Below are 24,003 nucleotides of genomic sequence, written 5' to 3' on the forward strand. Positions count from 1 at the left end.
GAAAGGAGTGTTTTAAATGTATAGTGATATCAAGATCGTAAAAGGAAACGGCGGGTATGGAGGTCCTTTGATTATTAGGCCGACAAAAGTTAAACACAAGTTCATCTATGTCACAGGTGGAGGTGAGAGGCCAATGATCGTAGATAAAATAGAAGAACTGACAGGTATGGAGTCTATCAATGGATTCAAAACATCAATACCTGATAGTGAAATCGCGCTTGCAATCGTTGACTGTGGAGGGACTCTTAGATGTGGAATTTATCCTAAAAAAGGGATACCAACCATCAATATCGTTCCCACAGGAAAAAGTGGCCCATTAGCACAATATATCACTGAAGATATTTATGTTTCAGCAGTAGGATTAGAACAAATACAGCCACTAATGGAAACTAGTGATAACAAAGAAACAGTAAATACTACATCTCCAGATAAAAAGTACAAATATGATACTTCTAAAAAGATAACCGAGCAAAAAGCAGAGCAGCAAAACTGGATAGCAAAAATTGGAATGGGCGCGGGAAAAGTAGTTGCTACATTCAATCAATCAGCAAGAGAAGCAGTAGATACGATGATCCGGACAGTGATCCCTTTTATGGCTTTCGTTTCCCTTTTGATTGGTGTGATACAAGGTTCTGGGATCGGTAATGTATTTGCTAACATTATGGCACCTTTAGCAGGAAATGCAGTTGGATTAACAATCATTGGCTTTAATTTGTTCACTGCTATTTTTATCTCCTTTGCTTGGTCAAGGGGCAGTTATTAGCCAAGTGATTGGAACATTGATCGGTGTAGAGATTGGAAAAGGAAATATTCCTCCCCAATTAGCATTACCGGCACTATTTGCTATCAATACTCAAAATGCATGTGATTTTATTCCAGTCGGTCTAGGTTTGGAAGAAGCAAAAGCTGAGACAGTAGAAGTAGGTGTACCATCAGTTCTTTATTCAAGATTTCTTAACGGCATCCCACGAGTTATCATTGCTTGGGTAGCAAGTTTTGGATTATATAGCTGAGTTTAGGAGGAACAGAGATGACGATCTTTGAAACGGTTGTAACAGATGTTGGTATAGAAGCAGAAGTATTCAGGAAAGAAAAAATAATGATTTTATTTGGAGATGAAGCACCGGAAACATTAACAGATTATTGTTATAAGATTGAATTGAATCAGGTAAGAAAAGAAATAACTTGTGATATGAAGCTCTGCTTTGATAAACAAATGTATGTAATCACAGCAGTAGGAGATGTTGTCCAAACTAATTTGAATGAATTAGGACATATCACGATAAAATTTGATGGATCTCATGAGCCGGAACTTCCAGGAACAATGTATGTAGAAGATAAGGAAATGCCGTATTTAAGAAAGGGGACAATCATTAAAATCGATCAAGAGGATCAGAATGGGGGAAAGCTATATGGAAATCATGCTTGATACAGCAAATACAAAAAGTATTTATTCTTGTCAACAGTTTTTGAATTTAACAGGCGTAACAACAAATCCTACTATTCTGAAAAAAGAAGGAGCGTCAAACTTCTTCTCGCATATGAAAGAAATCAAAAAAATAATCGGACAGATTCCTATCCATATTCAGACAATAGGAAGAACGGAAGAAGAAATGATAGAGGATGCTCGAGTTATCATAGAAGAACTGGGAAAAGATACGTTTATCAAGGTGCCGGTGAATCAAGCAGGCCTTCAAGCGATCAAAAAGTTGAAAAAAGAAGGTTATTTGATTACCGGTACAGCTATTTACACAGAATTACAAGGGTATTTAGCTATTAATAATGGAGCAGATTATATTGCACCTTATTATAACAGGATGCAAAATCAAGGCATTGATGCTATGAAAGTGATTGATTCGTTGCGGACTGAGATCGAACGTACGCAAAGTCCAACAAAAATATTAGCAGCTAGTTTCAAAAATTGTGAACAAGTCACTACAGCCATTCGATCTGGAGCTCATGCGATAACGTTAGGTAAAGAGCTACTAGATCAAGTATTAGAGATGCCCTCGATTGATAAAGCAGTGAGGGGCTTCCAAGAAGATTGGGTGCAAACTTTCCAAGCAGAAACGATTGGTGAACTAAAAAAGGTCGCTGATTACTTCTGAATCAATTTCTCCATAAAATAAACGATAGCCTTCTCGAAAACTCGAGAAGGCTATCTGACGATTCAATATTCATTAATTTAAAGTTTGGGTGACTATTACTAACTATTACTTATTTCTCATTTAAACGATGTATTCCCTAACCTCTAATACATCCTTGTAACTCTGAAGTTACGCCAGTTTTGAATAAATTTCATAAAAACAAATGAAAAGTGTCGCATAAAAATATCTTTCGTGTTTCTCTAGTATAACAGAATAAGAAGAACAAGTCCAGAAGGGATATTTTCAGTCTTTTTTTAAATAACTTTTCAGTCGAGTTTGAGTTTATGATAGTTGTTTTTGAAGCGATACGGCAAGTGAAAAAATAGGGGAGCATGAAAGAATCTACTTAATGGCGCATTGATTCATGTGATAGAAATAAAAAACTTTTTTAAATTTATATCCTCATGATTGTAACAAATAAAAAAAGACCCCAATGAAGTTGTGGCAAAAGTGGTTTGCCTCAAAAATAAGAAGGAATTTCCAAAAATCACTTCTCAAATTTTGCCACATCCCCAATTGGGTCAAATTTGTTTATTTGAATATATTTTTTACATAAGGATCTTTAATAGTTACATTGTCTTTTTTCATCACTTTACGGATTGTTTTATCCATGAATTCCGTATCAAGAGTTTTTGCTTCGGTAGCAATTTTTTCTAGCTCAGATTTGTATTTGCCTTTATTAGAACCTTTATCCTGTTTTTTTACCATTTTTACTAGATAATAGCTTTGCTGATAAGTCGTTGGATCTGTTACAGGAATGATATCAGAAACTTCCCCGTTTTTTAGTTTAAATGCTGCTTTTTTTACTTCAGTAGGAATCTCTGGATTGGTTGAATCAAAATTCATTTTTCCATCAGTTTCCTTTAATGTTTTATTTTTTCCATAAGCTTGAACAAGCTTGGAGAAATTTTCCCCTTCATTTGTTGCTTTTTTTGCTTTATCTGCTTCTTCTTTAGTCGAAAATAGAATGATCTGTGTACTAACTTCTGGATAGAATTCTTTCCAAGCAGTGTCTAGATCTTTATCTGTTAATTTTACATTGGCTTTCAAACCGTATTGGAAAGCCAGCATCTGTTTAAAGAGTTTCTTATATGTCTCTTCTGTTTGGCCAACTGCTTTTAATTGTTCCTTGTAGTTTGGACCGAGTTTTTTGATTTGTTCATTATATTCTTTTGTTACTTCCTTTGAAGAAATCTCTTTTCCGTATACATCATCAAATGCTTTGAAGACAATCATTTTTTTTAATAGTGTTTGATTATTTGATTTAACTTTTGGGTTATCATAAAAATCCTGAACTGTAAGTGTTCCACCTTTAAACGTTGCAATCGTTTCATTGGACTTGCTACAACCTGAGAATAGTAAAATTGCACATGCTGAAAGGCACATAATTAGTAGTTATTTTTTCAAAAAAATTTCCCATCCTTTCCTTATTAAAAACAGTCTAACAGAAGAATTAGGGAGACAGTCTTTCATTTTCGTAAGGTTGCTGTAGATATTCTTAGTTCGTAAAAATCTATTCTCTCTATGATGGAGAACATTTACATAGTTTTCACGAGACAAGAAAGAAAAGGGTTGTTAAACTTAATATAAAGGAGGGATGAAAGATGTTCAGGATTATTCGGTTGATTGGATCTGTTTTAATAGTCTTAGTTGGTTTTGTTTTAGGAATTCTTGTCAATAATGCACTTGCGGATATGTTTATTGGAAATAGTGAATGGATTGGAGCAATTGCCGGTACAGTCGGACATTTAGCTGTTTTTTTACTAGCTTTATTTCTTGCTAGTAAGGTCGAAGGAAAAAGAATAGAAGATTATGGTGTTTCTGTTCGAGGAAAAGACTGGGGGTATTTAGCGGGAGGTCTCGTTGTTGGAATTGGAGTGTTTCTGCTTATTACTAGTCCATTATATTTGACGGGGGCGTATCGGTTAGATTCAGGAAACGCAAACATTGTGCCGCTGATAACGAGTTTTATTTTATTTATTGCAGTGGGGGCATCAGAAGAGCTTTTATTCCGTGGCTTTTTTCAGCATCAGATGCTTAGATTTGGTCCGTTAATAGCAATGATTGGATCTGCTGCATTATTTGCTCTTTTGCACGGATTGAATCCTAACATGACATTTCTGGCAGTTTTCAATATCTTTTTAGCAGGTTGCTTTTTCAGTGCACTTATCTACAGTACAGGAAGTTTATTTACGGCTATTGGTGCTCATATTACTTGGAATTGGACACAAGGAGCTATTTTGGGTATACCAGTCAGCGGAACGCAAGAACAAGGTTTTTTCTCCACTCTGATCCAATCGCAAAATACAATAATTACTGGGGGAAACTTTGGGGCTGAAGCATCTATATCGACTACATTATTCTTGTTAGTCTTGATTGTTGGTTTGTTACTCTATGCATATAAAACAAAGCGGATGAAGAAATACACTGCTGTTTATCAATAACTATATAGTTATTAATGATTATCCATATTTAAAATGTTATATGGAGATCAACAGAGTATACTTTAGTACCTGCTATAAGCAACAAAAAAGTCCCTTCTAATAAAAGAGACTTTGAAGTTATTTATTTTTTTTGGATTTCCTGTAAATTGAAAAAGCTTCAAGAACACTTAAAAACAATACCGTATAGAAACCAGAACCTATAAAGTCTTTATTTAGTAAATATTCAACAGAAATTCCGATAATACTACCTAACAACAAATTGATTAAAAGGGAAAGATAAGGATGTTTTTCGTAGAATAAATCTATTTTAGCTTTCATAGGTTCTCCTTTTGTATTATTTACTCTATTTTATAATCAGTGGTCACAGCTCTTCTCACTCCGTCATAGCCAGTTCGTTTGTAAAATCCTACCCAGCTATTACAATTTTTGTCTTATAGTCGAGCGACTGCATTTACTGGGATATTGCCATAATTTGTCCAATCAGCTGCTAGAGTAGGCAGTATTTATAGCTCCAGCTGTTATACCAGTACTTAAAGCAATATGAGGATATTGCCATGCTTCCCACGTTGCAACATTAGCACGAGCTTTTGTTTCCATTTTTACTACCATAAGACGACCGTTCTCGTCTTTTCTATAGATACATTCAAGTTATCATCGTTAGAATAACTAGTATTTTTGATGATATTTTGTTCGCTAGCAAAAACAATTCCAGTTGGGAGAATTGTTGATCCAAAAGTTAGTAACAAGGTTGATAATAGCAAACTTTTTAATAATATTTTTTCTTGATGTCCGCCTCTTAAAATAAATTGTAATATACGTATTTACGAATTTAATATAACATGTGACTTGTTTTAAAAGAGAAAAAATCACAAACAGTTGTTTTGAATTCATAATCGCTAGTGTCATTTGACGTGCTAGTAAACAGAATGTATTGCCTAAAAATTATCCTTTAGACGAAAGAAACAAAAATTAGTTGTATCTATTTTAATTATTATGATACAGGCAGCAGAGCATATGTTTTTGATGTTTTTAATACTTGAGAAATTTCATAGTAAGTAGTAAGGCACCTACTGGTTCAAAAAGATGTGGACATTGATCTATTAGTATAGAAGTAATTGATTGATTTTATTAAAACTCGACATAAAAGCTTTAAAAAAAGACATGGAGAATAAAGAAAAGAATTAGTGATAGAATGATAGTATAATAGTTTTTACTTCATAAGATAACAACTGCTCAGTAGTCAACTGAAAGTGGTTGTTTTTTGTTTTCTCTATCTTTTCAAGATATCTTTTATAAATGGTTTTTCTTTAAACATGCCAACGTTTTGCGCGTCTAGAAGACGAGCAACCAGAACCTGTATATAATTTAATCATGATACATTCCTCCAATAGCTAAATATTTATGAAATAATAACATGAAGAAATAGTCGAAAAGTGCCATTTATAGGTGTAAAATAAGAAAATGTTGTCACGTATAAAGGAACGAACGAGATAAGAAATGCTATCAAAGGAACCCCAATAAAAAAATCAGAAAATGGAATATATTTTTTTGATTTCTAACCATAAAATGGAAAATAGTAGTAAACGAAACATCATTAGAAGAAAGAACTAGAAAAAAGAAAGAAGGCATACGTATGTCAAACACAGCCGACGCAATAGTAGTGATCGATTTACAAAAAGGGGTATGTTTTGATTCTTCACCGATACACGAATTAGAAACAGTGACAGCATTAGTGAATAAAAGAATCAAAACATACGAAACGATTGGAAAGCCAGTTATTTTCGTTCAACACGAAGATGATCAATTAGTGCCACAAACAAAACCATGGGAGATATTGTCGGAATTATCTATTCCTGAGCACAGTTATTTTGTGAGAAAAACCCATGCGAATTCATTTTATAAGACTAATTTGAGTGTTTTATTAACTGAATTGGACTGTCATTCGATCGAATTATGTGGGGCACAAGCAGAGTATTGTATAGATACGACTGTGAAGTTTGCTCATGGATTAGGATACCAGCTTATGATGTGTAGAGGAGCAACGACAACTTATGATAATCCTTTTATGAAAGCAAAGGAAACAATCGCTTTTTACGAGAAAATTTGGGATAAACGATTTCTGACATTTTTGGAGCAATAAGTTGTTTCTTCGTTTAAAAAAAGCAGAATGGATACTGGTTTATCCATTCTGCTTTATTACGTAAAATGAGAAAATAATCCTGTTCTATTTTTATGGGATAAACCATTTATTTTTTGTATAAAAAATGTTTGCGTTTACATACAATTCTCCTAGAAACATAAAAAGGAGTGAATAGCTTGAGAACAAAACAAGTATTAAAGGGAGCGTTGGTCATCTTATTTGCTGTAAGTACAAGCGTCCCGCAATGGACAGTATATGGAGAGAGCATTTCTTCCGAATCGGAATCTCGGGAGGTAGAAACCACAGAAACTACTGATGCTGGAAATGAAACGAAATCGAGTACTTCACAAACAGAAACAAATACTGAAACAACGGCTGAGACATCTGTTACTAGCACAGATCAAGAAACGACCGCTACCACAGATAACCAACAAACAGAAGAAGCAACAGCTACAAAAATGTCAAACGACGAATCCTCTTCTGCTAAAGTAAGTGACAAAGAGAATGGTACAGAAAATGATGATATCGGTAAAGGTGAAAATTTCAATGGTAAAGAATATTTGAATTACTTCGGTAAACAGATGACAGAAATACTTAATGGACCAACAGAAGACATCAAGTCAAAATTAATAGAGTTATTAGTCACTGAGCTTGCTGTTAATGATTATGGTGTAGATAAAGAGATTATCAAACATCTGATTGCTACTTATCTATTGTACGATATCGCTTTTGCAAAAAACAGTGTGTTGATGTCGATGCTTGGAGGTACAGATGATGGGACAACGCCTACAGAAAAAACAGGCTTCTATCCAAATACAAAACAACTTCATCAAACTGTACTAAACAAACAAGATGGCAAAATGATGGATGTATATGCATATTATGTCGATCAAGGTTCAGATAAAACAGTCATGATCCATGGCGGATTTCGAGGGAATTGGAATAACGGGATCATTACAGAAGAATACGATGATTTTTATAAGGCCGGGTATAATTTATTATTTGTTGATTCCAGAGCGACTGGTAATAGCGGAGGCGATTATGTGACCTATGGACAATATGAGTCAGATGACGTCCTTTACTGGATAAATCAAGAAGTTCGAGAGCGGCCATCTCAAAAGATTTTACTTTATGGTGGTTCGATGGGAGCAGCTACGATGATGTCTGTATTAGCGAAAGATATTCCTGTCAATGTCAAAGGAATTATTGAAAATTGCGGATTTGCATCAATTGATGAACAACTACGTTTTACGTACAACCAGACAGTAGTCCCCGCACTACCGGATGCCATAAAAAATCAGTTAGACATCATTGGGGATCAAGAGCATGAATATTTATTTATGGGCCTTTTGAAACAATACTATTTTGATCAGGAGATGCATTTGGATACAAAAGCTGCTCTACCTACGATTGGAATGTCAGATTCATTGCCTAAATTGATTATCCATGGAACAGCAGATGATGTAGTACCTGTGTCTAACGCGCAAAAATTATATGAGTTATCAGGAGGGTATAAAGATCTTTTATTAGTAGAAGGAGCAGGGCATGGAAAGGCACAGGAAGTTGACCATGCTGCCTACACGAAACATGTAACGGACTTTTTGAAAGTAGTGTTTCATGATCAGATAAACGTAAAGTATGTGGATGAAAACAATAAAAGTCTACTCAAAGACCAGGACGAAAACCAGCTTTACGGAGCTTATGGAGAGAATTATATGACAGAGCAAAAGACATTCGAAGGATACGAATTAGCAAATGTTGAAGGACCGACTGAAGGGGTTTTTAATGAGACGATACCAACTATTATTTACCATTACAAAAAAATCCCAGTAGCTCCACCAAAAAAGCAAGATCCGACAGAGAATGCAGACAATAAGGGAAAGAATGAACCTCGAGAGGATCAATCAAGTGATGATACGCAACCGATTCAGATGACAGTGAAAGTACAAAAAAAGACAGATGCAAAAAAAGAATGTTGCCGAAAACTGGAGAAAAGAAACATTCGCTTCTCATTTATTCAGGTGGATTTTTATCTGTTAGCACGATTATCACATGGATTTGGCGAAGAAAGAGAGGGTAAATGAATGAAATGGTTCAAGCGAATAGTGATTGCAGTACCAGTTATCATCGTAGTTATTTTAGTCACTGTATTTTTGATTAATCAAATCACACCAAAGCCGATTAGCTTGCTTGTTAGAAAACAATTTGACACAAGTGAAAAAGAACAAGTATATGCCCGACCAGATGATTTCCAGCAAAAAATCGAACAAATCGATATAAAAAAAGAAATATCCTATCCTTCAAAATACAAAAATAATAATATGGATATCTACACACCGAAAGTGGAAAAGAAAAAGTCACCGATTCTTTTCTGGATGCATGGAGGCGCATATGTAGGAGGGGATAAAAATGATTGTCGTGATTATTTGGAATATCTATGTTCAGACACGCAGCAAATCATCGTAAATATAGATTATGAACGATCACCGGAAGCAAAACATCCTACACCAGTTATCCAATTGAACGAAGCCATTCAAGCAGCTAAAAAAGAGATAAAAGATCAAGCAGATTGGTCGAATATTTCGATTGGTGGAGATTCGGCAGGTGCACAAATTAGTGGAGAATATTTGTTAGCACTTCAAAATGAAGAAATTAAAAAAGCTGATCATCTTGATCCGACTTTGGAGAACAAGCAGATTACGAAGTTTATTTCTTTGTCTGGTCTGTTGGATCCTTCTGCATTTACTCAAGTAAGTGATAAAATCTCTAGCTTTCTTTATGAAAAATGTGGATGGGCTTACTTTGATAATAAGGACTTTGAACAATCAGAGAAGGTCAAAAGTTTAGCCTTGGTCAGACATGCGGATCGTTGGACGCAAAACACATTCTTAACGGATGGAAATACAAATACGTTTACGAAACAAATGGAAGAAGTAACTTCTGTATTTGAGAAAGCGGGGGTGAAAGTCACAAAAGTAGATTATGCGGAGAAAAATGCTGTTTTGAACCATGAATATCAGTTTGATTTCAGCAATAAACAAGCGCAAGAAACATATCAAAAGTTAGTAATGTTTTTCAAGGAGTAAAGTCTTATGATGCAAAAGAGGTTGTAATCTGTCACTTAGCTCCAAGTCACAAGGAGCAATTTCAATAAACAAGCTTTTCATGGTTTATGAATATTGTAACTTGTGACTGAGGAGTTAGAGATGGCAAGGGGCACCTTTTATTCGAAATTTGGGAATATCACACGATTATTGTCACGATCTCTTTTACGTAAATTTTATAAGTCAGATTTGTTGTTTTGATCGTTTAAAAAAAGCAACAAATCCGAAGCCTGCGGAGGCAAGAAGGGACAAAAAGCCGAGTGGTAAGCAAAAGAATGCTGGTTCCACTAATATTCCGTTGTTATTGATATAAGGCTGGGAACAAAGATGAATAGCAAATAAAATCAATGCACTAGCGAAAAAAAGCAAAGAAATATGGATAGCTTTCATAAGCAGCACCTCCTTTTTTATAATTGTATGATAAATAGATTAAGAATCTATAAATGTGACAAGTTTGTTAGGATGTGAATAAAATGATCATCCAGCGAACTTGAAACAAAGATGGCTAATGATAAGCAATTAATGATTCAGCAATCAGATAGTTACAAAGTTTACCATCATACGTCTAGACCAATAATAGAAAATATGGGAATATAATAGAAAAGATTTAGGATACCCCCAAAAGAATTTCCCCAAAAATTCGATGTATCCTAAACTTTTTTATTTTACATAACAATCATATCAACTGTGAAATAAAATTACAAATGATAACCTAAAATGAGGCCAAAAGCCAGTGTTATCAAGGAAATACTTAATTTACCAAAAATTTTTTTAATTTTTTAGAAAATAAGAAACAAAAATAATAAAAAAAAGAAAAGATAAATTTTTTACTACTGTATACTAACTTTGTTATCGCATCTAACAAGTAACTCGAATAATACCAATACAACCTTCTCCAAAGATGCGATGACATACGTTCTAACCCACCGACTATTGATGTTCTGTACCACCCTTGCAGAACCAAAAAAGCCACTACCAAATATTTGGTAGTGGCTTTTTTTGTTTTATGGATTTTTCGCTTTTTATGTTATGGTGCTATTCTTTGATTTCAGAAATCGTATGTCGAACTTTAGCGATAGAACGACGTGATTCTTTTTCGTTGTAAAACATCAAAATCACATATAGAGAGTCCAAAATGCTTAGTTGAGAAATACGGGAAGCTAAAGCTTCAGATCGGAATTCTGTTTCTTCAGAAATAGAAATAAAAACGACATCGCCAAGTTTAGCAAGGGAAGAATTAGCTTGGCTAGTAATAACGATTGTTTTTGCTCCAGTTTTTCTTACGGTTTCAGCAATATGGATTGTTTCTTTTGATTGCCCTGTGTGAGAAATCAAAACAGCACAGTCTTTTTCCGTCAATAAAGAAGCTTCCATCAATTGAATATGGTAATCCGTGCTGTGAGAAGTTGCAATAGGGGAACGCAAAAATTTATGATAAGCGTCAGTTGCTACAATCTCTGAACCGCCAACACCGAAAAAATAGACACGTTTAGATTCATTGATAATAGTAGCCGCTTTTTTTAGATCCTTTTGTTGTAACAACTTTTTTGTGTCATTTAAAGTTGAAATACTAGACTCGAACACCTTTTGCGCCATAGTGAGCTCAGTATCTGTTTTCTGAATATTTTCGTGGATAGAAATAGCAGATAGATCATTTTCTTGGATCAACATCGCCATTTTGAAATCTTTAAATCCATTATAACCAAGTTTTTTTGTAAATTGAAAAAAAGTAGAGTCAGCAATACCTAGTTCACTTGCTAAATTGCTAATAGGACTATGACTTACTTTGCTTGGATTTTCTAAAATATAATCGGCGATAGCCTGTTCTTTTGGGCTGAAGTCGTTGTACATTGTTTTGATTTGTAGTCTTATGGAGACGCTCATGAGAATTCCTCCTTTTCATAATAAGATTATCATTTTTTCCGTTCTCATTAATGTTAAAGATACAAGGAGAGTAGGAAAAAATCAAACAAAAAATATTTTTGTAAAATCTATTTACAAAAAAATATTTTTTTGTATAATGAGGGTATAAGAAATGGAGGCGCTATCATGGAAATTGGTGTAATTGGTTTGGGAAAAATGGGATTGAATTTAGCTTTAAACTTAAAAGAGCACCATCACAAAGTACAAGGACTCGACATTTCAAGTACAGCTGTTAGTCAGGCAAGAGAAAATGACATTCCTGCTTATCAAGAGATCTCTGAATTTCTAGCTACTTTTGAGCAGAAAAAAATCATCTGGTTAATGCTTCCTGCTGGAGAGATAACCGAAAACATGTTAAGAAAACTTTTTCCAAAACTCGGACCAGGAGACATTATTATTGAAGGCGGAAACTCTTATTATAAAGATTCAATCCGTCGAGCAGAAGAGTTTCAGAAAAATGAAATCGGTTACTTGGATTGTGGGACTTCTGGAGGAATCGAAGGAGCACGACATCAAGCCTGCTTAATGATTGGAGGAGATAAAGAAACTTTTCTATCCGTGGAACAATTATTCAAAGATGTAGCAATTGAAAGAGGATATCTGTATGCTGGTGCATCCGGAAGCGGACACTTCTTGAAAATGATCCATAATGGAATCGAATATGGAATGATGCAAGCAATCGGTGAAGGATTCCAACTTGTACAAAAAAGTGAGTATGCTTTTGACTTGGAACAAGTCGCACGTGTTTGGAATCATGGTTCGGTGATTCGCGGCTGGCTGATGGAAATCATGGAAGATCAGTTAAACGAACATCCCAATTTAAGTAATTATCGGGGAATCGTTTCTGCATCAGGTGAAGCAAAATGGACGGTTGAAACAGCGCTAGAAATGGCTGTTCCAGTTCCAGTAATTGCAACTAGTTTGTTCATGAGGAATCTTTCACAGGAAGAAGATAGTTTTTCAGCAAAAGTAGTTTCAGCACTAAGAAATGGGTTTGGCGGACATGAAATAGTTGAAAAAGGTGAGTAAAATGCCAGATTATCATATAGCAATCGTTAATTCCAGCAGTTTCGGAAGAGTCTTTCCACACCACTTGGAAAGATTAAAGTCAGTTGGAGACGTTCATTTCTTTACTGTTGATCAAGAGATTCCAGGAAAAGAACTAGCGGAGTTACTTAAAGGATTCAATATCATTATTGCAAGTGTTACGCCATTTTTTCGACGAGATTTTTTTGAAAACAAAGATGAACTGCTATTGATTTCCCGACATGGTATTGGTTACAACAATATTGATTTAAAAGCAGCAAAAGAACACCAGACAATCGTATCTATCATACCTGCTTTAGTTGAACGAAATGCTGTAGCAGAAAATAATATAACTAATTTGTTGTCCATGCTTCGACGCACGACACAAGCACAAGCAAGAGTCAAGGACGATCGATGGGAAGATCGGGCGGAGTTCGTCGGTAGGACGCTGTTTAACAAAACAGTTGGTGTGATTGGTGCAGGAAATACCGGAAGCGGAGTAATCGAAATTTTGCGTAACGGTTTTCGCTGTGATGTTCTAGCTTATGATCCTTACAAATCAGATTTATACATCGAAAGCTTTGGTGCAAAAAAAGTAGAACTTCAAGAATTACTGGAACAATCAGATATCATTTGTTTATGTGCGAATTTGACAGAAGAGAACTATCACATGATTTCTGATAAAGAAGTCGATCAGATGAAAGAAAATGTTTATCTATCTAATAGTGCAAGAGGCGCTCTAGTTGATGAAGAAGCGATGATTAATGGTCTGAAAAGCGGAAAGATCGCAGGATATGCCACAGATGTTTTAGAAGAAGAACCGGGACGTCAAGATCATCCGTATTTAGCGTTTGAACAAGTAGTGATTACGCCACATATATCGGCCTACACAAGGGAATGTTTAGAAGCAATGGGTGAAAAATGTGTCAGAGATGTCGAACAGATCAGTCAGCACCTTCTTCCTGAACGTTCTGTCCAGACAAAGAGCAACTATATAAAAGGATGATGAAGAAAATGGTGAACGGTTTAAAAGTGAAAACAGGCCCTCAATTTTATTTATATGAAGAAGGTGGTATTTCAAAAGTTTCTGATCTCTTGAAATCATACGGCGCGAAAAGAGTACTGGTCACCCACGGAACGGTATCATGGAAAAAGGCGCTACCTAAATTAGTATTTTTGAATGACGAAACGATTCAATTTTTTTATCATCGTTATTCTGGAGAATGTAGTTATGCTGAAGCCAGACGAATAGCTACAATCATCAAAAAAAATGAAATCGATTTCGTAGTTGGCGTTGGCGGAGGAAAACTGACCGATCTAGTGGGTTATAGTGCCAATCTTGCAAGAATCGATTTCGGCGTCATCCCTACTTTAGCTAGTAATTGTGCTCCATGGACACCTCTTGCTGTCATGTATAAGGAGAATGGACAAGCAGAAGGGAAAACAGAACACTTTTACAGACAAGCTGCTTTTTTTATAACAGATCCCCAATTAGTGATTGATTCCCCTGTTCCATATTTCATTGCCGGGTTAGCAGATACACTAGCAAAATGGTATGAATCTGAGCTCATCTTAGAACAAGATTTTTTGCAAGATGAATCATTTTTGAAGCTAGCACAAGATACTGCGAAGATCTGCAAAGAAGAGATTTTGAATCATTCTGCTAAAGCAATCCAAGATATGGCACAAAGAAAACTGACATCGGAGTTCAAACAGCTTTCAGAGATTATCTTTGCTGTTGCTGGTTTAGTTGGAGGATTAGGAGATAAATACGCAAGAAATGCGGCAGCACATGCTATGCATGACGCTATCAGTAAATATATTCCGGAAAGCCATCGTTTTCTACATGGAGAAAAAGTAGCGTATGGGATTTTCTATCAACTGGCACTAGAAGGTCGCTGGGAAAAAATAGACGAGTTATATCCTTTGTATCGGGAATTAGAACTGCCGGTTTCTCTAGAACAAATGGGATTATTTCCGAAAGATAAACAGATAATAGATAAAATGGCTGAATTTATTGATTCGAAAGAGAAAGTGCATTTGATTCCTATAGAGGTAACACAGAAATCACTGATACAGTCAATGATGGAACTGGAAGGTTATATCAGAAAGATCTGAAGGAGGAGGACACATGGAAACATTAAGTGTAGTACAAAGTTTGTTGATTGCTTTATGGGTAGCCGCGGTTATGTCCCGCTGGTTAGGTGGAGGAGCCACGTTGACCTTACGTTTTTCTCCTTTGATGACTGGATTAGTCGTCGGGTTGATCATGGGGGAAGTTGCACAAGCGATGATTGTTACAGCCGCTTTGCAAATGATTTATATGGGGGTTTTTTCTCCAGGAGGATCAATGCCAGCTGAACCATCTATTGCAGCAGCTATCGCAGTACCAGTCGCATTATTAGGGGATCTGTCGCCAGAAGCAGCGATTGCCGTTGCGGTGCCAGTCGGATTGCTCGGAAGTTACTTGTATCAGTTTCGTTTTTTCATCAATACTTTTTTAGGTAAATATACAGACAAAGCTGTAGAAGATTTGAATACAAAAGCTATGGCCCGATCAATTATTCTTTATCCAACGGTTGCCTCATTTTTATTATTCGTTCCGCTTGTTTTCATTGCTTTATATTTAGGGGCGCCATTGATCGCTGATGTAATCAAAGCTTTAGAGGGAACAGTCGTTATCCACATTCTTGAAGTAGTAGGTGGAGGGTTAGCGGCAATCGGTATCGCGACAACTGTATACGTTATCGGTCGAAAAGATTATCTGGTCTTTTTCTTCCTTGCTTATTTTATGAGTGTTGTTTTGAAATCTTTAGATATTACGATGGTTACTTATGCCATTTTTGGGATTATTATCGCTTTGATCTTTGTCCAGTCGCAAAAAGGGAAACAAGTACAGCCTGCCACAAGCAATAACAATTCAGCATCTTTTGATGACGAAGATGACTATGATGACGGATTTTAATTTAGGAGGAATGGGAAATGGCTGAAATAATGGATAATCAAACAGGTGCTCCTGAAGAAATCACGAAAAAAGATGTAACAAAAGCCTATCTGAGATGGCATTTTGCAAACGAAATTCCTCACTCTTTTGAACGTTACTTGGCGCCATCACTACTATACGGAATGATGCCAATCTTGAAAAAACTTTATAAAGATGAAGACTCTTTAAAAGCAGCATATAAACGGCAGTTACTGTTCTTCAACACTCAATTAAGCTGGGGTGGCGGTGTGATTACTGGCCTAATGTCTTCTATGGAACAGCAAAGAGCAGAAGAAGAGTATGAAGAAAAAGAGATCTTGATGCAGGATGACTTGATGTATAACACGAAAGCGGGATTGATGGGGGCACTAGCAGGAATCGGAGATGCAATCGATTCAGGAACCGTCCAATATATTTTTATCGCAATCGCGGTACCTTGGGCACAACAGGGAAGTCCTTTAGGCGCACTTTTTCCTTTTATCTGCTTTGGGTTGTATCAGGTTTTACTAGGGGTATTTTTCGCAAGACAAGCTTTCACTATGGGCCGTAATGCTACAGGCCTAATGCAAAACACTGGTGTTCAGACAGCGATTGAAATGCTATCAGTTTTAGGGTTGTTTATGATGGGGGTGCTTGCGGGAAACTATGTAAAAGTAGAATCTTCATTGAAATTTGCGATATCCGGACGTGAGTTTGTTATCCAGGAAATTCTTGATCAAATCGTGCCAGGGATATTACCTTTAGCTGTCGTAATGGGTGTGTACTTGTTCTATACGAAAAAAGGATTGAAAGTCACACAAGCATTATTATGGCTGACTGGAATATTAATTGTGCTAGCAGGAATCGGTATTTTATAAAAAGAAGGGAACGTGAATAAGATGGGTGTAGTCAATTTAGCGCGTGTGGATGAGCGTTTGATCCATGGGCAAGTAATGGTAACGTTATCTCAAAAAAGTGGAGTGAATTCCATTTTTGTTGTAGACGAAGTTGTAGCAAAAGATAAATTTATGAGAGATCTTTACAAAAATGCAGGAAGCCGTACAGGACAAAAAACAATTGTCATTACACCAGAGAAAGCTAAATTCTATTGGGATGAATATCAATTTAAAGAATACAATTGTATTTTGATCGCAAAAACAGTCCAAACGATTTACGACTTAGTAAAACACGGAATCCCCATGGAAGAATTGAATATTGGAGGGATTGCTCAAAAAAATCCTGATACAGATCTTTTAGTGACGAAATCTGTTTATTTAAATAAATCAGATGCTGAAAAATTGAAAGAAATGAATGAACAATATGGCGTAAAGAATATTTATTTTCAAGCCACTCCATCTGCACCTAAAACAGGATTAAAAGATGTATTGAACAAGTTTGATTTGTCATAAACAAATGCTTAGAAAAAAGATAAAGAGGGCGAAAAAATGAAGAAGAACGAGCTGTTTCGTGATTGGGAATTTCGTTATCGCTATATTTACCGTAAGCGCCGTACAAAAAAGAGTAAACAGCGTTTTCTTTCAGCATTAGTATCAGATATTTACAGTATGAGAACAGATGTGACAGTCACTGCTTACGATACGCTAGCCTACCGATCAAAAAATATTTATGTTGGAGATATCGAAAAAGCAGAGAAAGTTATCTGTACTTATTACGATACACCCGTTCATGCATTAGGAAGTTATTTCATGTTTGATTGGAAAGACCAAAGGAAAAAAACAATCTACTCTATATTATTGTCCTTCATTTTGTTGTTCAGTTTAGGTTGGTGGGGAATGATGATATATAACAAAAATCCTCATCACGTATTCGATCTGCTATCCGTACAAACAGGTATCACTGTACTAGCATTTGGGAGCTACTTTTTCTTATTGGGAAAAGCAGCTCGCGGATGGCCTAGCAGACAAACTTTTATTCGAAATACTTCATCCATATTAACGATGCTAGAAATGATCCGTACGATTGATGATCCGAGTGTAGCGTATGCGTTTGTTGATGAAGGCTGTTATGGAGAAAAGGGCTTAGACAGCGTGAGATCGGGTATGAAAAAAGAGGCTATTCTTTTTTATCTAGACTCTGTTGGGGCAGATACACCGCTACAGTTTTCGGGAAATTATTTTTCAAATAAAGAACAGTGGCTGAAACAAGTTGATAAGTTGAAAGAAAAAAACGTCAATTATATTTTTAGTGCAAGAAAAAAGCAAGCGCAGTTCTTCTATTTGACCAAAACAGATTTACGAGGGAAAACATTTAATTGGCAAAATGCCAATCAGATTATTGCTCTTTTTCGATAAGTAAAAAGTGCAAAACAAGGAGTGAGAAGACTAATGTTGGAAATCATGATCGTTACACATGGTAAGTTGAGCGAAGGACTGAAAGATGCGGCGGAAGTAATTGTCGGGACATCGAGCCATATTGAAACAATGTGCTTAGAGTCTGGGGAGGACATCCAAACATTCGGAGAGAAGGTCAAAGAAAAATTAACTATGATCAACACAGCAGAACCCATGCTAGTATTTGTTGATCTAATTAGCGCAAGTCCGTACAATCAAGCGCTCTTGGCAGTCAATGAACTGACTGAAGAAAAGAAAGCAGCCACTTATGTCATAGGGGGCGTGAATCTGCCAATGTTGTTAGAAGCAATCAATCATCAGATGCTTCACACACCGATAGAAGAAGCGGTGGAACAAATTGTCAAACAAGGAAAAGATAATTTAACTGTTTGGCATGCTTCAGCGGAAGAAAAAAAATTAGATGAGGACGATTTTTAGAAGGAAGGCTGAAAAGATGAAGTGGGGATTTAGATGGTATGGTGAAAAAGGGGATTCGATCCCATTAAAATATGTTCGCCAAATACCGGGAATAAATGGGATAATTGGAACTTTGCTGACTAAAATGCCTGGAGATGTTTGGGAGATTTCAGAAATTGAGGAGTTGAAAGCATCTGTTGAGAGCCAAGGACTGGAACTGCTTGGAATTGAAAGTGTAGCGATCCACGATGCAATCAAGGCAGGGACAGATGAACGAGATTACTATATTGATAACTATATACGAACAATCAAAAACTTGTCTCGATGTGGGGTTCGATTGATTTGTTATAGCTTCAAACCAATTTTTGGATGGGCGAAAACTGATTTGTTTAATGAAAACAACGATGGAAGCTATTCTCTTTTATACGATCAGAAAATCGTCGATCAGATGGAGCCAGGAGAAATGTATCAATTGATACACAGCCAGTCAAAGGGATTCAAATTGCCGGGTTGGGAAGAAGAACGGTTGAAAAAATTCGCTCAGCTGGAAAAACTGTATGAAGGAATGACCGAAGAAGAATTATTTGAAAATCTGACTTATTTTTTAGAAAAAGTGATTCCAGTGTGCGAAAAAGCAGATGTAAAAATGGCTATCCATCCAGATGATCCGCCATGGGAACTTTTTGGTTTTCCTAGAGTGACGAAAAATCTTGGCGACTTGAAGAAAATTCTAAATGCAGTAGATTCTCCATATAATGGACTAACGCTGTGCACAGGATCTTTAGGGGCAAATCCGGAAAACGATTTAGTTGAAATCATCCATGAGGTAGGTTCGCGCATCCATTTTGTCCACTTCAGAAACGTGGAGTTTTTAGGAGAAAGAAAGTTCAAAGAAACGGCACATCCCTCTACAGAAGGCTCCCTTGATATGTATCATATTATGAAAGCGTTGGTGCAAGAAGGGTTCGACGGTCCTATACGCCCTGATCATGGTAGAACCGTGTGGGGTGAAGTGGCTATGCCTGGATATGGCCTGTATGATCGTGCAATGGGACTCACTTACATGCAAGGTCTATATGAGGCGATAAGTAAGGAAAAACCACTGGGAGAGCATTATGAATAAAATCAAGCTCTTCATCTTTGATATGGATGGCCTTTTATTAGAAACTGGACGTTTAGCTTATCGTGCTTATGTAAAATCAGCACAAAAGTATGATTATGAAATGCGTAAGGAAGTCTATTATTTACTAACTGGCCAAACAGAAATGGCGATAAGAGAACAAATGGGCATTTTGTACGGAGAAGATGTTCCATATATCAAATGGCGAGAAGCAATCAATCAATATAAAGAAAAAATCGTGAAAGAAGATAAGAGAGTATATACGAAAAAAGGAGCAGAAGAAATTTTATCTTTTGCAAAAGAAAGAGGAATCCATACAATCGTGGCTTCGTCTAATACACGGGTAAAAGTAGAAATGTATTTAAAAATGGAAAATCTATATGCCTTGTTTGATCAAATCATTTCAGGGGATGATGTAAAAAAAGGAAAGCCGGAACCAGAGATCTTTTTGAAAGCTTGTTCAAAAATGAATATTCCTCCAAGTGAAGCACTTGTATTTGAAGACTCGATTGCAGGGATCGAAGCAGCAAGGCGAGCGGGCATTTTGTCTTTTCTCATCAAAGATCATTTGATAGGGTTGCCCGATCATAATGGGAAGCATAAGTTGAAAGTAGATGTAAGTTTATATGAATCCAATAAAGCAGACTATGAATTTTATGACCTGCATCAAGCAAAACGATTTTTAGAAAGTAAAGGGTTGTATCTCTAATAAAGAGGACTATTTTCTAGTCCTCTTTATTTATTGTCCTGCACGACTGAGGGAACAGATGAAAAAGAAGTAATTTTTTATTTTGAAGTATCTACCTTATTTGTAGTGAACAATTTAGAACAAACACAAAACGCATCTACTGTTATCTACCAGTAGATGCGTTTAAAGAGAAGAACGAGAATCGTCCATATGAGGGTTTCCACTCCTTATGCAGATTTTTTTAATTCTTGCACTGCTTGTTCGATCGTAACACCTGTCGCTACATGATTGGTATTTTCTTTGTCAAAAACGACAAATAGATTCAAATCTGTATCCAAGGTTACTCGATATTGTATATCTTTGTTATAGAATGTCATAGCCATTCTCCTTTCTTTAAATACTTGCTGAAAGGCAACGAACGCGTTGATAACGAAATTCCATTTATAAGTATACCACCAATTGAAAGGTTTTCATAGTTAAGAAATTTTAAAGTCAAAAGTTGCAGATAAAAGCAAATAAACAAGAAAACAAAAAGTGAATCAATCGCGGTTATTCAACTTTTTCTTCGATTCGAAGACAATAGAAGACAATGAATTTTATATTTCATTGCATTATCCTTGTGTTATTAGAAAAAGCATGATATATTAAATGAGTAATCTATTTTGAAACGTAATTTGAGCGATATATCTACATAGATAAAACTCCTTTTGCCTATCAAATATTTATTGCAACGAAAAAACGTACATTGATACGTATCAGGAGGAATTTATTTATGAATAACGGTACAGTAAAATGGTTCAACGCAGACAAAGGTTTTGGCTTTATCACTGGTGAAGATGGAAATGATGTATTTGCACATTTTTCAGCTATCCAAGGTGACGGCTTCAAAACTTTAGAAGAAGGCCAAGCAGTGTCTTACGATGTTGAAGATGGTCAACGTGGCCCTCAAGCAACAAACATTGTTAAAGCTTAATAAAAATTGACTTTTAACCGTCTTTTCGAAAGAAAAGACGGTTTTTTTGTACGAAAAAATTCATTGGTCGTTGAATGGGCTGAATAGTAGTGTATAAAACAATTTTGTGGAGCGTGAAGCTTTTATGGTAGAGGAAAATACGAATAAAGTGATGTTGATAAAAAGATTCCTATCTTGAATATGAATCGAGATGTCTTGAAAATGAATGAGTTTGACCAATCATTATCCTATCGAAATTTACAGTTTCGTTCGATTGGTCTGTCAATTAATGAAAAAGTAAAAAAGAATATGTTCTAGGAAGAGGGCGGCACATCTAAATTTTTAAGTAACGGACAGTTCAAATATCAAGCATTGAAAGAGGCTATCCTACTGTTTGAAGGAATACGAATATATAAAAACGACAAAGAGGAAAAAGTAGTTCATTAAATCCCTTCAAGTGATGAAAGAATGAGATCTAATAAAACCTGATCTTTCATCTGTTTTTTTAATAACGTAATAATTTTTTTATTTTTTGTGCTTTCGCCGTTATTGTAGAGTGATTTAGCATTCTTATTTTTAAAAATAACTGTGTTATATATTAAAAAAGGCATAATAGTTATAAGCTTTTTTAAAGAATATTTAGAAATTATTAATTTTCGTCTGAAAACAAAAAAAGAAAGCGTTATTATTTTAGTCTATTTTCAGGGGGGTAACCTTATGATAAAAAAACTATTTTTACTATCAATATTAACGCTAGCAATGGCAGGTTGTTCTGACTCTGGCTTAGCAACTGAACTGATCACAAAATCAACTGAAGCCACGACAGAGGAGTTAAAATGTGGAAACGATCACAGTGACTACAGAGGCTTAAATCGACGATGCATGGGAATATTAGGCAGAAGCAATTGTAAGCATCGATGTAGTAATCGAAGAAGGTGTGGAAGAAGCAACAGAAAAATCAAAAGAAAGATCAAAAGAAGCAATCTGTGCTGTGCATCGTATACAGACGTCGAAGATGCGGTACTTTTAAACCACGTCAGGAGATGTTCATTTATGTCTAGGGAAGTTGGCGATGAACCAAAACTAGAGTACGCTTTTAGTTTTGCACGTGAGGATGAAGATAACCCTAAAACTTACGACATTTTAGCTTGATCTAAGATGGTTAAAGCTTTTTAATGAAGTAAGAGGAGATAGAAGGCTTTTCTAGTTATATTAGGTAAGATAAATTCCTTTTTGCTCCAAATTTGCTAAACATTCTGCTAGATAAACTTCATCGTGTTCCGGATAAATCGGCACGTTGCGCTCTACAGTAGGTAAATCAAAAAATGCTTCGCATGATTTGCCACGATACATAGGATTTTTCCACTCTGGTGCTGGGCTGTAACCACGTTTTTCCATTTCATCCATGACAAGCTGATGATATTGGAATAATCTATAAGGAGAATAGTGAAAAACATAATCCACAGTAGCATGTTTCTTTCCCCAGCCATTTCCTCTTAATGCACAGCATTCCCGATGTTGTCCTAAAAGCTGTTGACGAGGAAGCTTTGAAATCAATTTTTCATGCCATAATCGCATAGAAATGTCTCCTTTATATATAGATTGTTAACCTTAGACGTTAAATGAAAAAACCAGCACCAAGGCTGGAAAAAATCACTTCAGTTTGCTTGCTGTTTCTGAGCGACCAATTAGGTAATCAACGGAAATATCGTAAAAGTCAGCGATATAGATTAATTCAATGATGCTTGGAATTTCTTCTCCTTCTTCGTACTTACGATATTTGAATAAAGGAATACTTAAAGCGCTAGAAACAGCTACTTGAGATAAAGATCGGCCAGTTCTTAAGAAATTCAGACGACAACGTAAAGTATCCAGTAAAATAGCTTCTTCGATACTCATTTAATCACCTTTCATTATAGTAGAATAGTTATAATGACTATAGAAAGCTACACATGCAATCAATAGTACTCAATGTTTTTTATTTAAACGTATCAAATAAAGAATGACGATCAATAAAGACAAAACCAGTCCTGATAATTCTTCTATAAAAACACTATCGGGTTCAAAGTAGTTGTAATTAAAAACTTTCCACATAAAGTAGATAGCCGGAAGAGTCAAAATAGCTAAATAAAACCGTTCTTTGTTCCAATTCATAAGATAAACAATACTTGCGACCAGTGCGACCGCAGGCACCCAAAACAAAACTCTCACCAACGTAATCATGTAACGGACTCCTCAACGATTCATATAATAAAAGATAACATGTTATTGCATACATCACAAATGAAATGCTAGGAAAATAAAAGAAGAATAGATCAATGAAAAATGAAAAAGCAGAACAGTTTTCTGCTGATAAGCAGGAACTGTTCCGCTGAATGTGTCTTATCTATCGAGAAAAAATCAATGGATTGATATCTAAGTAATTCAATACATATAAAAAGAGGACGATCGCATTCACTAAAAAGGAAAGAATGATGATCCCATAGCGAATGGAAACATATTTAACAAATACTTTTGTTTGAATACGGGCATATCTTTTTCCTTTATAGCTGAGCATCATGACAAGAAGCAAAAGGGTAATCACACCTTGAAAAATCATTCCAATAAACAGAATTCCTGAGGTTTGATAATTTAATTGGAGAAAATAAGCTGCTGCCGCAACTAAATCGAATAAAATCGCAATAAATGGCAAAATAATCACTCCTAACATTGAGAATAAATAAAAGAAT

General features: G+C 35.7%; 25 protein-coding genes and 3 pseudogenes. 19 read left to right on the plus strand and 9 right to left on the minus strand.

Features of this window, described 5'->3' with window-relative positions; all coding sequences use genetic code 11:
* Nucleotides 1-16: 16 nt before the first annotated feature.
* From srlE to PYW34_RS05775, 3 genes and pseudogenes are all read left to right on the plus strand, one after another.
* Nucleotides 17-1,013 (plus strand): annotated as a pseudogene (srlE, locus tag PYW34_RS05765) (PTS glucitol/sorbitol transporter subunit IIB).
* A gap of 17 nt (nucleotides 1,014-1,030) precedes the next feature.
* Nucleotides 1,031-1,429 carry a PTS glucitol/sorbitol transporter subunit IIA gene (locus tag PYW34_RS05770; protein WP_002319298.1) on the plus strand — a complete coding sequence of 133 codons (399 nt, stop codon included), beginning with the start codon at nucleotides 1,031-1,033 and terminating at the stop codon, nucleotides 1,427-1,429.
* Complete coding sequence (locus tag PYW34_RS05775; RefSeq protein ID WP_002323639.1) at nucleotides 1,413-2,108, plus strand: fructose-6-phosphate aldolase; 696 nt, start codon at nucleotides 1,413-1,415, stop codon at nucleotides 2,106-2,108. The genes PYW34_RS05770 and PYW34_RS05775 overlap by 17 nt, the downstream gene beginning before the upstream one ends.
* A gap of 570 nt (nucleotides 2,109-2,678) precedes the next feature.
* Here the strand turns inward: PYW34_RS05775 and PYW34_RS05780 are convergent.
* Nucleotides 2,679-3,567: pseudogene (locus PYW34_RS05780) on the minus strand (peptidyl-prolyl cis-trans isomerase).
* A 184-nt stretch (nucleotides 3,568-3,751) separates the two neighbouring features.
* On the opposite strand from PYW34_RS05780, the gene PYW34_RS05785 reads away from it, so the two are divergent.
* The gene (locus PYW34_RS05785) at nucleotides 3,752-4,591 is read left to right on the plus strand and encodes a CPBP family intramembrane glutamic endopeptidase (protein ID WP_002334207.1); all 840 of its coding nucleotides are present in this window, start codon (nucleotides 3,752-3,754) and stop codon (nucleotides 4,589-4,591) included.
* Between the two features lie 117 nt (nucleotides 4,592-4,708).
* Here the strand turns inward: PYW34_RS05785 and PYW34_RS05790 are convergent, their stop codons facing one another.
* Nucleotides 4,709-4,909: a hypothetical protein gene (locus PYW34_RS05790; RefSeq protein ID WP_002299261.1), complete on the minus strand. Its 201-nt coding sequence runs from the start codon at nucleotides 4,907-4,909 to the stop codon at nucleotides 4,709-4,711.
* 1,315 nt (nucleotides 4,910-6,224) lie between these two features.
* Here PYW34_RS05790 and PYW34_RS05795 point away from each other — a divergent pair.
* The 3 genes and pseudogenes from PYW34_RS05795 to PYW34_RS05805 all read left to right on the plus strand — a co-directional run bounded on the left by PYW34_RS05795 (nucleotide 6,225) and on the right by PYW34_RS05805 (nucleotide 9,817).
* On the plus strand, nucleotides 6,225-6,731 hold the full coding sequence (locus PYW34_RS05795; RefSeq protein WP_002298694.1) for a cysteine hydrolase family protein: 507 nt from the start codon (nucleotides 6,225-6,227) through the stop codon (nucleotides 6,729-6,731).
* A gap of 167 nt (nucleotides 6,732-6,898) precedes the next feature.
* Nucleotides 6,899-8,811 (plus strand): annotated as a pseudogene (locus PYW34_RS05800) (alpha/beta fold hydrolase).
* A 4-nt stretch (nucleotides 8,812-8,815) separates the two neighbouring features.
* A complete protein-coding gene (locus PYW34_RS05805) occupies nucleotides 8,816-9,817 on the plus strand; it encodes an alpha/beta hydrolase (protein WP_002322798.1) in 1,002 nt (333 codons plus the stop codon).
* Nucleotides 9,818-10,018: 201 nt separating this feature from the next.
* On the opposite strand, the gene PYW34_RS05810 is transcribed toward PYW34_RS05805, so the two are convergent.
* Nucleotides 10,019-10,225 (minus strand): DUF3955 domain-containing protein, encoded by a 207-nt coding sequence (locus PYW34_RS05810; protein ID WP_002296638.1) that lies wholly within the window; start codon nucleotides 10,223-10,225, stop codon nucleotides 10,019-10,021.
* Between the two features lie 645 nt (nucleotides 10,226-10,870).
* The gene (locus PYW34_RS05815; protein WP_002296639.1) at nucleotides 10,871-11,719 is read right to left on the minus strand and encodes a MurR/RpiR family transcriptional regulator; all 849 of its coding nucleotides are present in this window, start codon (nucleotides 11,717-11,719) and stop codon (nucleotides 10,871-10,873) included.
* Between the two features lie 165 nt (nucleotides 11,720-11,884).
* On the opposite strand from PYW34_RS05815, the gene gnd reads away from it, so the two are divergent.
* The 10 genes from gnd to PYW34_RS05865 all read left to right on the plus strand — a co-directional run bounded on the left by gnd (nucleotide 11,885) and on the right by PYW34_RS05865 (nucleotide 20,343).
* Entirely contained in the window at nucleotides 11,885-12,787 is a 903-nt protein-coding gene (gene gnd / locus PYW34_RS05820) for a phosphogluconate dehydrogenase (NAD(+)-dependent, decarboxylating) (RefSeq protein ID WP_002296640.1), read from the plus strand.
* A 1-nt stretch (nucleotide 12,788) separates the two neighbouring features.
* Nucleotides 12,789-13,790, plus strand: a complete 1,002-nt coding sequence (locus PYW34_RS05825; RefSeq protein WP_002296641.1) for a D-isomer specific 2-hydroxyacid dehydrogenase family protein — start codon at nucleotides 12,789-12,791, stop codon at nucleotides 13,788-13,790.
* An 8-nt stretch (nucleotides 13,791-13,798) separates the two neighbouring features.
* Nucleotides 13,799-14,902 (plus strand): iron-containing alcohol dehydrogenase family protein, encoded by a 1,104-nt coding sequence (locus PYW34_RS05830; protein WP_002333019.1) that lies wholly within the window; start codon nucleotides 13,799-13,801, stop codon nucleotides 14,900-14,902.
* Nucleotides 14,903-14,915: 13 nt separating this feature from the next.
* On the plus strand, nucleotides 14,916-15,749 hold the full coding sequence (locus tag PYW34_RS05835; RefSeq protein ID WP_002296646.1) for a PTS mannose/fructose/sorbose/N-acetylgalactosamine transporter subunit IIC: 834 nt from the start codon (nucleotides 14,916-14,918) through the stop codon (nucleotides 15,747-15,749).
* Between the two features lie 17 nt (nucleotides 15,750-15,766).
* Nucleotides 15,767-16,624: a PTS system mannose/fructose/sorbose family transporter subunit IID gene (locus tag PYW34_RS05840; RefSeq protein ID WP_002296647.1), complete on the plus strand. Its 858-nt coding sequence runs from the start codon at nucleotides 15,767-15,769 to the stop codon at nucleotides 16,622-16,624.
* Between the two features lie 21 nt (nucleotides 16,625-16,645).
* On the plus strand, nucleotides 16,646-17,155 hold the full coding sequence (locus PYW34_RS05845) for a PTS system mannose/fructose/N-acetylgalactosamine-transporter subunit IIB (protein WP_002296648.1): 510 nt from the start codon (nucleotides 16,646-16,648) through the stop codon (nucleotides 17,153-17,155).
* Between the two features lie 549 nt (nucleotides 17,156-17,704).
* On the plus strand, nucleotides 17,705-18,058 hold the full coding sequence (locus PYW34_RS05850) for a hypothetical protein (protein WP_002321678.1): 354 nt from the start codon (nucleotides 17,705-17,707) through the stop codon (nucleotides 18,056-18,058).
* Nucleotides 18,059-18,091: 33 nt separating this feature from the next.
* On the plus strand, nucleotides 18,092-18,535 hold the full coding sequence (locus PYW34_RS05855) for a PTS sugar transporter subunit IIA (RefSeq protein WP_002296653.1): 444 nt from the start codon (nucleotides 18,092-18,094) through the stop codon (nucleotides 18,533-18,535).
* A 16-nt stretch (nucleotides 18,536-18,551) separates the two neighbouring features.
* The gene (uxuA, locus tag PYW34_RS05860; protein WP_002296654.1) at nucleotides 18,552-19,637 is read left to right on the plus strand and encodes a mannonate dehydratase; all 1,086 of its coding nucleotides are present in this window, start codon (nucleotides 18,552-18,554) and stop codon (nucleotides 19,635-19,637) included.
* Complete coding sequence (locus tag PYW34_RS05865; RefSeq protein WP_002296656.1) at nucleotides 19,630-20,343, plus strand: HAD family hydrolase; 714 nt, start codon at nucleotides 19,630-19,632, stop codon at nucleotides 20,341-20,343. Before uxuA ends, PYW34_RS05865 begins: the two co-directional genes overlap by 8 nt.
* A 206-nt stretch (nucleotides 20,344-20,549) precedes the next feature.
* On the opposite strand, the gene PYW34_RS05870 is transcribed toward PYW34_RS05865, so the two are convergent.
* A complete protein-coding gene (locus PYW34_RS05870) occupies nucleotides 20,550-20,699 on the minus strand; it encodes a hypothetical protein (protein WP_002296658.1) in 150 nt (49 codons plus the stop codon).
* 395 nt (nucleotides 20,700-21,094) lie between these two features.
* Between PYW34_RS05870 and PYW34_RS05875 the strand changes: the two genes are divergently transcribed.
* Together PYW34_RS05875 and PYW34_RS13055 are read left to right on the plus strand one after the other, a co-directional pair.
* A complete protein-coding gene (locus PYW34_RS05875; RefSeq protein ID WP_002293303.1) occupies nucleotides 21,095-21,295 on the plus strand; it encodes a cold-shock protein in 201 nt (66 codons plus the stop codon).
* Nucleotides 21,296-21,862: 567 nt separating this feature from the next.
* Nucleotides 21,863-22,426 carry a hypothetical protein gene (locus PYW34_RS13055; protein WP_025477586.1) on the plus strand — a complete coding sequence of 188 codons (564 nt, stop codon included), beginning with the start codon at nucleotides 21,863-21,865 and terminating at the stop codon, nucleotides 22,424-22,426.
* A 60-nt stretch (nucleotides 22,427-22,486) separates the two neighbouring features.
* Here PYW34_RS13055 and PYW34_RS05880 read toward each other — a convergent pair whose 3' ends face one another.
* The 4 genes from PYW34_RS05880 to PYW34_RS05895 form a co-directional block, all read right to left on the minus strand.
* Nucleotides 22,487-22,852: a TIGR02328 family protein gene (locus tag PYW34_RS05880; protein WP_002296662.1), complete on the minus strand. Its 366-nt coding sequence runs from the start codon at nucleotides 22,850-22,852 to the stop codon at nucleotides 22,487-22,489.
* A 75-nt stretch (nucleotides 22,853-22,927) separates the two neighbouring features.
* The gene (locus PYW34_RS05885; RefSeq protein ID WP_002296663.1) at nucleotides 22,928-23,173 is read right to left on the minus strand and encodes a helix-turn-helix domain-containing protein; all 246 of its coding nucleotides are present in this window, start codon (nucleotides 23,171-23,173) and stop codon (nucleotides 22,928-22,930) included.
* Nucleotides 23,174-23,242: 69 nt separating this feature from the next.
* Nucleotides 23,243-23,497: a hypothetical protein gene (locus PYW34_RS05890; RefSeq protein ID WP_002296665.1), complete on the minus strand. Its 255-nt coding sequence runs from the start codon at nucleotides 23,495-23,497 to the stop codon at nucleotides 23,243-23,245.
* A gap of 163 nt (nucleotides 23,498-23,660) precedes the next feature.
* A complete protein-coding gene (locus PYW34_RS05895) occupies nucleotides 23,661-23,984 on the minus strand; it encodes a hypothetical protein (protein ID WP_002321681.1) in 324 nt (107 codons plus the stop codon).
* Nucleotides 23,985-24,003: the final 19 nt, after the last annotated feature.

Origin of the sequence: Enterococcus faecium, from assembly GCF_029023785.1 — a bacterium.
In the GTDB taxonomy this organism is placed as follows: domain Bacteria; phylum Bacillota; class Bacilli; order Lactobacillales; family Enterococcaceae; genus Enterococcus_B; species Enterococcus_B faecium.